General features: G+C 51.9%; 11 protein-coding genes, 1 pseudogene and 1 riboswitch. Of the genes and pseudogenes, 6 read left to right on the top strand and 6 right to left on the bottom strand.

Features of this window, described 5'->3' with window-relative positions; all coding sequences use genetic code 11:
• Window position 1: 1 nt before the first annotated feature.
• A complete protein-coding gene (locus tag VB741_RS17515; protein ID WP_323366481.1) occupies window positions 2-862 on the bottom strand; it encodes an ROK family protein in 861 nt (286 codons plus the stop codon).
• Between the two features lie 136 nt (window positions 863-998).
• Complete coding sequence (locus VB741_RS17510) at window positions 999-1,808, bottom strand: creatininase family protein (RefSeq protein ID WP_323366480.1); 810 nt, start codon at window positions 1,806-1,808, stop codon at window positions 999-1,001.
• 114 nt (window positions 1,809-1,922) lie between these two features.
• Window positions 1,923-2,027, top strand: a riboswitch (Glutamine riboswitch).
• Window positions 2,028-2,068: 41 nt separating this feature from the next.
• Between VB741_RS17510 and VB741_RS17505 the strand changes: the two genes are divergently transcribed.
• From VB741_RS17505 to VB741_RS17490, 4 genes are all read left to right on the top strand, one after another.
• The gene (locus VB741_RS17505; RefSeq protein ID WP_323366479.1) at window positions 2,069-2,239 is read left to right on the top strand and encodes a DUF4278 domain-containing protein; all 171 of its coding nucleotides are present in this window, start codon (window positions 2,069-2,071) and stop codon (window positions 2,237-2,239) included.
• A gap of 262 nt (window positions 2,240-2,501) precedes the next feature.
• Window positions 2,502-3,749 carry a sensor histidine kinase gene (locus VB741_RS17500; protein ID WP_323366478.1) on the top strand — a complete coding sequence of 416 codons (1,248 nt, stop codon included), beginning with the start codon at window positions 2,502-2,504 and terminating at the stop codon, window positions 3,747-3,749.
• 219 nt (window positions 3,750-3,968) lie between these two features.
• Complete coding sequence (locus VB741_RS17495; RefSeq protein WP_323366477.1) at window positions 3,969-4,730, top strand: pseudouridine synthase; 762 nt, start codon at window positions 3,969-3,971, stop codon at window positions 4,728-4,730.
• 74 nt (window positions 4,731-4,804) lie between these two features.
• Window positions 4,805-5,593, top strand: coding sequence for a helix-turn-helix domain-containing protein (locus tag VB741_RS17490; RefSeq protein ID WP_323366476.1), 789 nt, complete (start codon window positions 4,805-4,807; stop codon window positions 5,591-5,593).
• Window positions 5,594-5,624: 31 nt separating this feature from the next.
• Here the strand turns inward: VB741_RS17490 and VB741_RS17485 are convergent, their stop codons facing one another.
• Window positions 5,625-6,992: a sensor histidine kinase gene (locus VB741_RS17485; RefSeq protein WP_323366475.1), complete on the bottom strand. Its 1,368-nt coding sequence runs from the start codon at window positions 6,990-6,992 to the stop codon at window positions 5,625-5,627.
• A gap of 179 nt (window positions 6,993-7,171) precedes the next feature.
• Here VB741_RS17485 and VB741_RS17480 point away from each other — a divergent pair, with 179 nt between their 5' ends.
• Together VB741_RS17480 and gorA are read left to right on the top strand one after the other, a co-directional pair.
• Window positions 7,172-8,563 carry an aldehyde dehydrogenase gene (locus tag VB741_RS17480; protein WP_323366474.1) on the top strand — a complete coding sequence of 464 codons (1,392 nt, stop codon included), beginning with the start codon at window positions 7,172-7,174 and terminating at the stop codon, window positions 8,561-8,563.
• Window positions 8,564-8,659: 96 nt separating this feature from the next.
• Window positions 8,660-10,000 (top strand): glutathione-disulfide reductase, encoded by a 1,341-nt coding sequence (gene gorA, locus VB741_RS17475; protein WP_323366473.1) that lies wholly within the window; start codon window positions 8,660-8,662, stop codon window positions 9,998-10,000.
• Window positions 10,001-10,326: 326 nt separating this feature from the next.
• Here gorA and guaD read toward each other — a convergent pair whose 3' ends face one another.
• The 3 genes and pseudogenes from guaD to VB741_RS17460 all read right to left on the bottom strand — a co-directional run.
• On the bottom strand, window positions 10,327-11,673 hold the full coding sequence (guaD, locus tag VB741_RS17470; RefSeq protein WP_442786387.1) for a guanine deaminase: 1,347 nt from the start codon (window positions 11,671-11,673) through the stop codon (window positions 10,327-10,329).
• A 13-nt stretch (window positions 11,674-11,686) separates the two neighbouring features.
• Window positions 11,687-11,992, bottom strand: a complete 306-nt coding sequence (locus VB741_RS17465; protein ID WP_323366471.1) for a hypothetical protein — start codon at window positions 11,990-11,992, stop codon at window positions 11,687-11,689.
• Window positions 11,993-12,066: 74 nt separating this feature from the next.
• Window positions 12,067-12,279, bottom strand: a pseudogene (locus VB741_RS17460) (EamA family transporter); the annotation flags it as partial.
• Between the last annotated feature and the right edge of the window lie 125 nt (window positions 12,280-12,404).

Raw genomic sequence — 12,404 nt, 5'->3', positions numbered from 1 at the left:
ATTAAATTCCCGACAATCCCTGAATCCTCAAGCCTGACTCCTCAGTCCTCCTAGCTACCTTCGGCTGCGGCCTGGTATGGTCAGCTTCTACCTGCCGCCATAGGGCGATGCCCCCCAGCAATCCCATGACATTGGGCACAATTTCAATGTTGGAAGCTAGCTTGAGGGCGATGTTTTTGGTCTCTCCGCCGCCAATGTAGAGCCGATCGTAGTTGAACAGATGTTCCAGGGCAGCGATCGCTTTCTTCAACCGACGATTCCATTTTTCCTTACCGACTTTTTCTAGGGCAGCGCGGCCTAGCTGCTCTTCGTAGGATTCTGTTTTGCGAAAGCGATGGTGGGCCATTTCTAGATTGGGCAACAGATGGCCATCAACAAACAGGGCGGAACCAAACCCAGTGCCGAGGGTAATGACCAGCTCTACACCCTGGCCGGAAACTGCCCCAAATCCTTGGATGTCGGCATCGTTCGCCACCCTAGTTGGACTCTGTAATTGCTGGGTTAAACGCTCTGCCAAGGGAAATCCCACCCAGGCTCGATCGAGATTGACAGCGGTATAGGTGACGCCATGGCGCACTACACCTGGAAATCCCACGGATACTCGATCAAAGGATGGCTGATCGGCGGCGAGGTTTGCGATCGCATCCATCACCGCTTCAGGTGTGGCGGGCCATGGCGTCTTTACCCTGGCCCGCTCCCCCAGGGGCAGCCCCGACCCATCCAGCAAAATCACCTTAGTGCCGCTACCGCCAATGTCCACCGCTAAAGTCTTGAGTCCTAGATTATCCCCATTGACCAATGGGACCCCATTGGCTAATAAAGTAGCAGTCTGATCAATGACGGGCTTTTTCTCGGTCAGCATAGAAACTCCTTCGGGGTGGCAATGGAATAGGTTGTACCTTTTGCCCAGGCTTTTGCCCAGGACAGACGGACTGCCCAGGCTCTTGTCAGGCTTTTGCCCAGGACAGACGAGCAGTGCCTCCTATTCTGCCCTTTAGTTAATCCTCCCAGCGCCGAGGTGGAGTGAACCGATAAATTTCTTCCAAAACCGTTACCCAACCCGCCGCCACCTCGGCCAAAATTTGCTGCCCCTTTTCCACCGTCGCCACAGTGGCATCCCCCACAACGCCACTCTGAGAAATATCTCGGGTGATCCAGCTAAAGGGCAGCGATCCTTCTAAACTCAGCAGCCCTCCTGGTTTTAGAGCGGGCGGATATTCCGTCACTGCTCGATCCATGTACACCTGGTCCGGCAAAATCGCCAACATCAAACTAGTTTCCGCATCCCCAGCGTGAATCCCCTCCTCACGCTCCCTGGGGCTAAGCAGTTCACCCACCCCATGGGGCACCCGCCAAAGAAACTGGGGAAATACCCAAAAATCAGGCTGACGCTGGTGGACATCCCGAGCCACTATTTCGATCACCTGGGGTTGTCCACCATGGGAGTTGAGTAATACGAGCTTACGAAACCCAGCCTGGTAAATGCTATCGGCCACATCGGTCAGCACCGCCATCAACGTCGATGCCGACAGGGTGACCGTACCGGGAAACCCCCAATGCTCATTGGACTTGCCGTAGCACAGAGGTGGCAAGCAATAGACCGGCACCGATGGATCTAGCTGCTCCAGGGCCCGCCCAATGACCGCCATGCCCAGGGCCGTATCCACCACCAGAGGTAAATGGGGACCATGTTGCTCAATGGAGCCCACCGGCTGGACAATCACCACCTGGTCCTTATCGGCCATCTGGTCCACATCCTGCCAGGTCAAATAAGGATAAAAGCGTTGGGGTGGAATGGTTTGATTCATTGGAATAATGTACGTATCTCGGAAAGCATAAGCCAATACGCTTAAACATCCAGAAAAAAATAAAACCTATTGACAAAAATATTTCCACTTCTGTATATTTGAATACAGAAACGAAACGTTCATTCCTTGCCGGATTAATCGCATCTACCGGATGTTAATGGTTCAGTTAGGAACGGAAGTAGGAAAGATAGCGAACCTATCAGACCGAAGGAACGCGCCTCATCTTAACTCTCTACGTCTAATTTAAGGAGGCGAAATCCATGCAAATGTCCTATCGTGGCGTCAAGTACACTGTTTCCAATCGCAATATCGCTGTGGAAGATAGCGATGTCGCTTGCTATCGCGGTGCATCCTATCGCATGAAAAAAGCTGTGGGCCATGTCCAAGGCTTTGTCAGTGGTCTTAAGTATCGCGGCGCTCAGGTGCGCTAGACCGGTTTCGGGCAACGCACCTAGATGTCATAACGCTTAGGTGCGCTCAGCCTGTCCCTGTTAAAGAAACAATTGATTCCCATGGAATGTATTGTGATTGGGTTCCTTCTTAGGAAGGAACCTTTTTTTATGGCTCGAACCAGGCTCGACTTATCTCCCATCTCTTGACTTACCCAAGGTATTCTGGGAGCAGTCATTGCAATAGTTGTAGTACACCGTGCTCTCTTTCCTCGCCGGGTTATTCATAGGATTTTTATGCTTCTTGGTTTCCCGGCAACGATCCGGTACCAGACGCAAGGCTCTATTTGAGCGCATTAGCATCCAACCTGAAGCTCCGTCTTTTTCCTATGAATCTCAGATTGCCAGTGCCATGGCTAATCAGAGCATGGCGGTAAATAATTTGCAGGCTGAGGTGGATGAGGTTAATCGGCTGCTACAGCGTTCACCCTTGGGATATTTAAAGGTTGATCAAGAAAACTGTCTGCTTTGGTGTAACGCCAAGGCTAAGCGGCTTTTAGGGATTGACCAGACTGAGGTTTACCCATCTCCCAAACTATTGCTGGCCATTGCTCGGTCCTATGAGCTAGATCAGCTGGTGGAGCAAACGCGCACCAGCCAGACTGAATGCAAAAAAGAATGGATCTTTCGGTCCATTTCAACCGATCCAGCCAACGTTTTAGAGCGACCGGCCTATCCCTTACGTGGTTACGGTATTCCATTGAACCAGGGCAATGTGGGGGTGTTTTTAGAGAATCGTCAGCAGGAGGTGATGCTAACCCAGCAGCGCGATCGCTGGACCTCGGATGTGGCCCATGAGTTAAAAACGCCCCTAACGTCGATTCGCCTAGTGGGGGAAACCTTGCGCAATCGCATCGATCCGGACCTGGTTACCTGGACCGATCGCCTGCTGGGGGAGGTGAATCGCCTGACGGCGCTGGTGGACGATATGCTCAGTCTCAATCATTTGGAGCAACAACAACCCCAGCGGTTAGAAGACGCCGATGTGGTGACGCTGCTCTACCAAGCTTGGCAAAGTCTAGAACCCCAAGCGAAACCTCAGGATAAGGTGCTGGACTATCAAGGTCCTGACTGTGCGATCGCAGCCGTTAATGCAGGTCTGGTCTATCGCATGATGTTGAATTTACTGGACAACGCCCTCAAGTACAGCCCTCAGGGCCAGGCGATCCATGTCCATATGCAATGGGTTGATCGGGAGACCACACCGGGGCTGCAGTTGGATGTATTTGACTGGGGTGAAGGGTTTCAGGAAAAAGACCTGCCCCATGTGTTTGAGCGTTTTTATCGGTCTGATACATCTCGCACCCGGTCGGAGACCAGTGCGATCTCAAACGGTACTGGGCTAGGCCTATCAATTGTGCAAAAAATTGTCGAATCCCACCAGGGAACAGTTCAGGCCAAAAACCATCCGGATACCGGGGGGGCATGGCTCCGGGTTTGGCTACCCAAATCCCTAGGGGAAGAAGATCCGGAATACTTAATACCTAAGTAACCGCCACCTGAGTAAAAACACTGAGCTATAATCAGGGGTACTGGCAGATGACGCCACCATCCCTGTGCTTACTGATTTATTTACCGACTTAATTAACTACTAACCGTCATCAGTCCTCACCTGTGGTATGAACTATGGTCTAAACACCGTATTTTTGGAGAGCTATATCCGTAGATTTTTAGATTTACAGATTTGCTAAAGGAGTTGTCTAAGCAGCCATTGTCCCAACCACCCTCATCCCCACCTCTATCCTCCGACGAAAAATTACAGAAGCTTCTGTCCCAGTGGGGTGTGGCCTCTCGTCGTCAGTCAGAACTGCTTATTTCCACAGGTCGCATCACCGTTAATGGTGTCAAGGCCCACATCGGTCAGCGCGCTAACCCGACGGTGGACGATATTCGGATTGATGGCCGTCCCCTTAACCCAGATAACCGTCCCGACAAGCGTTACGTATTACTCAATAAACCCCGTGGGGTGATCTCCACCTGTGAGGATCCCCAATGTCGAAAAACTGTGATCGACCTGCTGCCCCCAGAGCTGCGCCAGGGAGATATGCGACTACATCCCGTGGGTCGCCTAGACACGGACTCCACTGGAGCATTACTACTTACCAACCATGGGCAGCTCACCCAAACCCTGACCCATCCCCGCCATCACATCGCTAAAACCTACCGAGTCAGAGTCGAAGGCTCCCCGGCGAACCATACCCTGGAAAAGTGGCGGCACGGCGTGGACCTGGGGGGGCAAATGACCGCCCCCGCTGAGGTCACAATGCTACATCCCAAAGCCCCTGCCTTGCTAGAGATCGTTCTCCATGAAGGACGGAACCGCCAAATCCGCCGGGTGGCTGAGCAACTTGGGCATCCTGTCCTGAGTCTGCACCGGAGTTCCATTGGGGCAATCGCCCTCGGAGAACTACCCTTGGGGCAATGCCGTGAATTAACCCCCCAAGAGCTTAAAATCCTCCTAGATCTTCTCTGACAGGGACTTCCAAGACTCGTATGCTGGAACTAGACCGGTGATGTGCTTAAATTGTTAAGAAACATTTTTATCCTATGAAACGCCAAGGCTATACGAGTGAGCAGCAACAGGAGCAGCTATTAGCGCTGGGCTCTGTGCTGCGTGATGCTCGGGAGGCCAGTGGTCAAACCCTAGAACAGCTAGCGGGCAAAGTGCTCGTTCGGCCTAGATTGCTGACAGCGCTGGAAGAGGCTCGGGCAAGTGATTTGCCTGAACCGATCTACGTGCGGGGTTTGATTAGACGCTATGGCGATGTGCTGGGTCTCAACGGCCAGGCCCTGGCCGATCACTACGGGGAGATGCCTGCACCCAAGGGGGAACGGCGCCACTGGTTGCAGGATTCGGTGCAGCTCCGTCCTTACCACTTGTATGGGGCCTACATCGTACTGATTGCGGTTTCCGTCACTGGCTTGTCCTATTTAATGCAGCGGGCCATTCCCCAGAATGCAGCGGAACCGATTCTCGATCCGGTGGTGGTGGAGCAGCTCACCCCTCGGGGAACGACAGCAGCAGCGCCCGCCCAGGCCGACAAGCCTGAGGTGGCCCAAATTCCTAAGGAGCCCATTGTGGTGAAGGTTGAGTTTGTTCAACAGTCCTGGGTGCGGGTCACCGCCGACGGCGATCAGGCCTATGAAGGTATTTTGCAAGAGGGCACCGAGCGCTCCTGGACCGCGAAGAAATCCCTCACGATTCGGGCGGGGAATGCTGGTGGGGTGGTGTTGGCCTATAACCAAGAGCAAGCTAAGCCAATGGGTAAACCCGGTACGGTGGTGGAGCAAACCTTTACACCGGGTGAAAGTGAAGTGGCGAGTTTGACCCAGTAAGGACATTTCCAACAAAGCAGCTAACAGATATCTAGGCCCCTGGATGCACGGGTAGGGTGACGGTCACCGTGGTTCCCTGGTCTACCTGACTGTCTAGTCGGATATGGCCTTGGTGGTTGGTGATGATGGCCTTTGCGATCGCAAGACCCAACCCTGACCCCGCTCCATCTCGGCGGCTACGGGCTTTATCCACTCGATAAAATCGATCAAACACCTGGGATTGCAACACTTTGGAGATACCAATCCCGGTGTCCTCTACGGTGACCTGATATGCCCCTCGACCTTGCCATTGGGTATGGTCCAGACTGACCGTCACAGTGCCCTCGGGGGTGTACTGAATGGCATTGCTAATCAGATTAGTAAACAGCCGCACCAACTGATCCCGATCCCCCGTTAGGTGGGGCAGCTCCTTTTCCCCCTGCGTCCCTGCCCCTGCTTCCCCTGCCCCTTGATAAACCAGCTCTAAACCTTGCCCCTGGGCAATCAGTCCCTGTTCTTCCAACACTTCCGCCAGCAGCTGGTGCAGATCCAGGTCTTCCCACTGCATCGGAATCAGGCCGCCATCCTGCCGGGCTAAAAATAAAAGATTATCCACCAACCGCCCTAGCCTCCGGGTGAGCCGCTCCACCACCTGGAGCTGGCTATGCTGGAAGTCGGCATCCGGTTCCGGATCGGCCAGGGCCACCTGCACATTGGTTTGGATCACGGCGATGGGGTTACGCAGCTCATGGGAGGCATCGGCGGTGAATTGCTTGAGCTGCTGATAGGACTGACGTACCGGAGCCATGGCCAGTCCTGACAGCAGCCAGCCGATGGTGCCCGTGGCAACGATGATCAGCCCCGACCAAATGCTCAGATCAATCATGAGCTGGCGACTGGGCTTGCTGACTTCAAACCAGGGATGACTGACCCGGAGATACCCCAGGATTTGGTGGTCGATCTGCACCCGGCGGCTAATTTGCCGCAGCACCTGATCGTTATCCTGATCGTTGCTTTTGAGATGCACCGTTTTCCCAGCTGTATTCAGCTGCAGCGGTAGCCCAATGGGCACCGATAGGGTACTCCACTGAAGTTGACCGTCTGGGCCAAACCATTCAATATCAATGTGGTCATCCTCTAGGGTTTGGGCATTGTCCCGGAAGCTATCGTCCACATTCACCCGCAGCGGGGCCTCTCCTTGCACACCAGTTGCGGTCAACACCCTGCCGGTGGAAGGAGCTGCCGCCTCAATCACCAACGAACGCTGAACCACTTCAACCACATGGTTCAGGGTGTCGTCCACCCGCTCCACCAGGGTATTGCGCACGTAAAAGTACACGCCGCTAGCAAAAATCAGTAGCAAAATAGCCGTAACGGTGGTGTACCAGAGGGCTAGGCGCCGGCGGGTGGTTTGGAACATGGTCAGATCGATGGGTTCGCGACATCATAGGATAAATGACATCTCTACCAATCTACCCCTGACCCACTGCCCTATGACGGCTCATAGGATAGATAAAATCACCGATCTACCCCTTAACCCTGCCCTATGACGGCTCATAGGATAGATGAATCACCAATCTACCCCCTAACCCTTTCCTTATGACGGCTCAGCTGACTAAATCTGCTCCGATTCCTGAAGCGCTGCTCCAACAGCGGACATTCTTTGCCTCAGGCCAAACGAAACCCATGGCTTTTCGTTTAGCCCAGCTGGCCAAGTTGAAACAAGCAATTATTGATCGACAGATGGACATTGTGGCGGCGGCCAAGGCCGATTTGGGCCGCCCTGAGTTTGAAGCCTATTTTGAAATCGCCACCTTGTCAGAGATTAATCTGGCGATGAAAAAGCTCAAGGCTTGGATGAAGCCTAAGCGGGTGAAGTCCACCCTAGAAAATTTTCCGTCGTCGGCCTGGATTCAGCCCGATCCCTTGGGGGTGGTGTTGATCATTGGTCCCTGGAACTATCCTTTTCAGCTGCTGGTGTCGCCATTGGTGGGTGCGATCGCAGCCGGAAACTGCGCCATCCTCAAACCCTCGGAGCATGCCCCCCACACCGCCAAAGTGGTATCTGATCTGATTGCCGACACCTTTGACCCCAGCTACATCACCCTATTTGAAGGTGACGCCAGCATTAGCCAACAGCTCCTAGCCGAAAAGTTTGACCACATCTTCTTCACCGGTGGCACCGCCATTGGTCGCATCATCATGGCGGCCGCCGCCCAGCACCTCACCCCCGTCACCCTAGAGTTAGGGGGCAAAAGTCCCTGCATTGTGGATGCCGATATCAACCTGGACCATGCCGCCAAGCGCATTGCCTGGGGCAAATTTATCAATGCCGGACAAACCTGCATTGCCCCCGACTATTTGCTGATCGACCGCACCATCAAAGACCCATTTCTCGAAAAGCTAACAGCCGCCATTCGAGAATTCTTCGGCGATGATCCCTCCAAAAGTCCAGATCTCAGCCGCATCATCAACCAGCGACAGTTTGACCGATTAACCCACCTGCTGGATAGCGGTACCGTGCTAGTGGGCGGTGACACCGACGCCAGTAGCCGCTACATTGCCCCCACCGTCCTCGACAACATCACCTGGGACTCCCCCGTCATGCAGGACGAAATCTTTGGCCCGATTTTACCTGTCTTAACCTACGACCACTTTGACCAGGCCCTCGCCCAAATCAACGCCCGTCCTAAACCCTTAGCCCTCTATCTCTTCACCCGAGATCAGGCCAAACAGCAGCAGGTACTAACGGCAACCTCTTCCGGTGGTGTCTGTTTGAACGATACGGTACTCCACATTGGCGTCCCCGGTCTGCCCTTTGGAGGCGTGGGTCAAAGCGGCATGGGCAACTACCACGGTAAGGCCTCCTTCGACACCTTTTCCCACTACAAGAGCGTGCTTAAAAAGACGTTTTGGTTGGATCTAGACTGGCGTTATGCCCCCTACAAGCCATCCAAACTAGCCCAAATCAAGAAGCTAGTCACTCGATAAGCGCCACCCATGGCTATAGGATGGATGGGCTTAGCAACGGTACTGAGCCGAAAAGCAACTTAACGGGCAACCCACTGGGTAAAGAGGAAACATACCATGGCCTACGATTTTGACCTGTTTGTCATTGGTGCTGGTCCGGGGGGTATTGCCACCGCAAGACGGGCTGCCCAGTACGGGGTAAAAGTTGCTGTGGCTGAATTTGACCGGCTGGGGGGTACCTCCGTTAACCGGGGCTGTATACCCAAAAAACTCATGGTCTACGCGTCCCGCTTTGCTAGCCATGTACAAGAGGCAGCGGGGTATGGCTGGACCTTTGAACCGGGCAAATTTGACTGGGCCACCATGATTGAGGCCGTCAACCATGAAGTAACACGGCTGAATGGCATCTATCAGAGCATGATTGATCAGGCAGAAGTAGCCCTATACCAGGGCCATGCTCGGCTCGCGGACTTCCACACCATCGACGTTGCGGGCCAGACCGTTACCGCCGAGAAAATTTTAATTGCCGTGGGGGGCACACCGAGTAAACCCAATATTCCAGGAATTGACCTAGCCATTACCTCAGACCAGATTTTTAGTTTGCCCCAGCAACCCAAGCGCATGGTGATTTTGGGTGGGGGCTACATTGGCTGTGAGTTTGCCTGCGTGCTCAATGCTCTAGGAACAGAAGTGACCCAAATTATTCGTCGCGACAATATCCTGCGGGGCTTTGATCAGGACATTCGCACCGAAGTCCAGGATGCCATGATCCGCCACGGCATTCGAATTGTCCAAGATGAACTAGTCAGCCTCGAAAAACATGACCAGGGCCTACGGGTCAACTTAAAAAACAACACCATGGTGCTGACGGATGTGGTGGGCTTAGCCGCCCTAGGCCGCAAACCACGACTCGATCATCTCGGTTTAGAAAATACTCGGGTTGAAGTAGAAAATGGGGCCATTGTGGTAGATGCCCATAACCAGACGGCGGAATCCAATATCTATGCGGTGGGGGACTGTACCAACCGGATTAAGCTGACCCCGGTGGCTATCAATGAAGGATGCACGTTTGCCGATACCCATTATGGGGGCGAGCGCCGGGTCATGAGCCGTGACAATATTCCCTCAGCGGTGTTCACCACCCCCGAGGTGGCCACGGTGGGCCTGACTGAAACCCAGGCCATGGAAAAATATGGTGAGGCGGCCATTAAGGTCTATCGCACCCGATTTAGGCCAATCTACTACACCCTGCCCCAGTTGGAAGAAAAAACGCTGATGAAGCTGATTGTCCATGTACAAACCGATAAGATTCTCGGTGCTCACATGGTGGGAGATTCTGCCGCTGAGATTATTCAAGGGGTGGCAATTGCAGTGAAAATGGGGGCCACTAAGGCCGGCTTTGATGCCACAGTGGGAATCCATCCCAGCTCGGCGGAAGAGTTTTTGACTTTGAGGTAGAAAAATTTTAATTAAACCTTTGTAGTGACCCCAGAAGTTAGGACAGCAACGAGAGAACGTAAGCTGAAGTCCATTGGAGGAAAGGAAGACTCACTAGAGTATCTCAAGGTTATACATGCAAATCTAGTCTTGCTATTGCCTGAGTTTACTGTCCAAAATTAGGTGGGCACTTCAAATCACCATCGGCTTAATCAGAGGCAGTTCGAGCTCTTCGCTCACTCTCTCAAATTAGCGAATCTCGCGTTCTCCATTTTCTAAAATTTCCCTATTTCCCTCGGGCGCTTACCAGTCTTTAAGCCGCGCCTCAAAAACTTGCTCATGCACAGTTAGGGTGTCCCATAAGCCAGCTCACCAAGAATGTAAGTTGCTTGGACAGCCCGGTCATCGCCTAGCATTATCAAAGAGAAAGCGCGATCAGCGAGTTCATCTAAAGTACGCGGAAACTCAGTACTGTTGCGAAAGGCCATAAGTTTTGTCGCTTGTGGATTAAGGACGATGAAGTCGGCGTCTTTGCCGACATCGAAACTGCCAAGCGTATCTTCTAGACATAGGGCTTTTGCCCCGCCTAGCGTTGCCAAAAAGAGTGCTTTGAAAGGAGAAAGCTTTTGCTGACGTAGCTGCGCAACTTTATAGGCTTCGTTGGCAGTCTGCAATAGCGAGAAGCTTGTGCCCGCGCCAACGTCTGTGGCCAATCCTACTTTTACAGGATAATCTGCTGATTTAGCCTGTTCTATTTTGAAAAGACCACTGCCTAAGAATAAGTTAGAGGTTGGGCAAAATGCGATCGCACTCTTAGCTTCTGAAAGTCGCTGAAACTCACTATCGGTTAGGTGAATCCCATGAGCAAACACCGAGCGTTCCCCGACTAGTCCGGCTTGGTCGTAAGCGTCCAAATAGCCTTCGCAGTCAGGAAAAAGCGTTTTTACCCACTCAACTTCTTTAACATTCTCGGAAAGATGTGTATGCATATAGACATCTGGAAATTCTCTCAGTAGCTCTCCCGCTTTTTGCAGCTGTTCACCTGTCGAGGTAATCGCAAATCGAGGGGTCACTGCATAGTGCAAGCGACCTTTCTTGTGCCATTTCTGAATTAAAGCCTTTGTCTCCTGATAAGCAGACTCAGCGGTATCACATACAGATTCTGGCGCGTTGCGATCCATCATGACCTTACCCGCAATCATGCAAAGGTTGCGAGCTTCTGCCGCTTCAAAGAAAGCATCTACAGATTGAGGAAACACAGCTGCCAACACTAAGGCGGTGGTCGTCCCGTTACTCAGCAGCTGATCTAAAAAAATGTCAGAGACTTCGCGTGCGTAGACTTTATCTTGAAATTTTTCTTCAGTCGGAAAAATATATTGCTCTAGCCATTCTAGAAGCTGTTCTCCATAAGCCGCGATCATGCCAGTTTGCGGATAGTGAATATGGATATCGATAAACCCTGGCATAATTAGCCGTTCGGTATAAACAGTCGTTGAAACTTCTCCATACTTAGCTTGCAGCTCGTCATACGGACCAAACTCTTTGACTTTGCCATTTTCTAGCACTAGCAAGCCATCAGGTAAATATCGAACACTTTCTTTTTCTGGCACATAAAAAGGATCATCCACGAAATCTAGAAACGATCCGCGAATGGCCTTAAGATTTTGTTCTGTTTGATTCTGTAGGCGATCCATTTGAAGAGAGCTGCTATTGCTTGATTTGATAGGACTGTTCTGGTTGAGAGTATTGTTTTTCATCAGGACTCATCTGGCTTGCCTGCTTCCCTTGTTTGCTCTGTTGAGGTTTGGCCTGATTTGTTTGCTTGGCTGTGTAGCTATAATCGCTAGCATCTTGAGATTTTTCGTAATCGGATTGACTGGGGTAGGTCTGACTTTTTTGCTCGCTAACTGACTGGCTTTGGCTATATTCGACAGACTGATACTCACTAGCTATTGCCGGTAGCGGAGAACTGAAAATGGTACTAAAACTGAAAAATGCAATGGTGACGACCACTAAAAATTGACAAATCACCCAAACGATCTCCTAAAGATTAAGTTTCGAAAACAAATGGTTACTGAAACGAAAGCTTAATCAGTGATTACATCAGCATCTGAGACTTTAGTCTCTGCCGCAATGCTCTCAATTGGGTCACTCGGCAAAACTCTCTTGAGTAAATGAGCAACAGACTCTTCTATCTGTTCTCGCTGATTGACTAAATAAACGCTGATCAACGTCAGCACAACACCACTCCACTGAAGAATACTCAGCGATTCATTCAAAAAGAGACTGCTAAACAACAGTAACTACTCAGGCTTAAAAAATTAGAGAGTTTTCCCAGGTTACAGAGATTATCAGCTAGCGTAATCCAAATATAGGAATTGGTAACCTCCTTGAGCAAGCCCAAGGGTCGCATCAAACTCAGTGA

This window comes from Leptothoe sp. PORK10 BA2 (genome assembly GCF_034932105.1).
GTDB lineage: Bacteria > Cyanobacteriota > Cyanobacteriia > Phormidesmidales > Phormidesmidaceae > Leptothoe.
The sequence above is the reverse complement of the archived record's forward strand: the minus strand, read 5'-3'. Positions and strand labels throughout refer to the sequence as shown.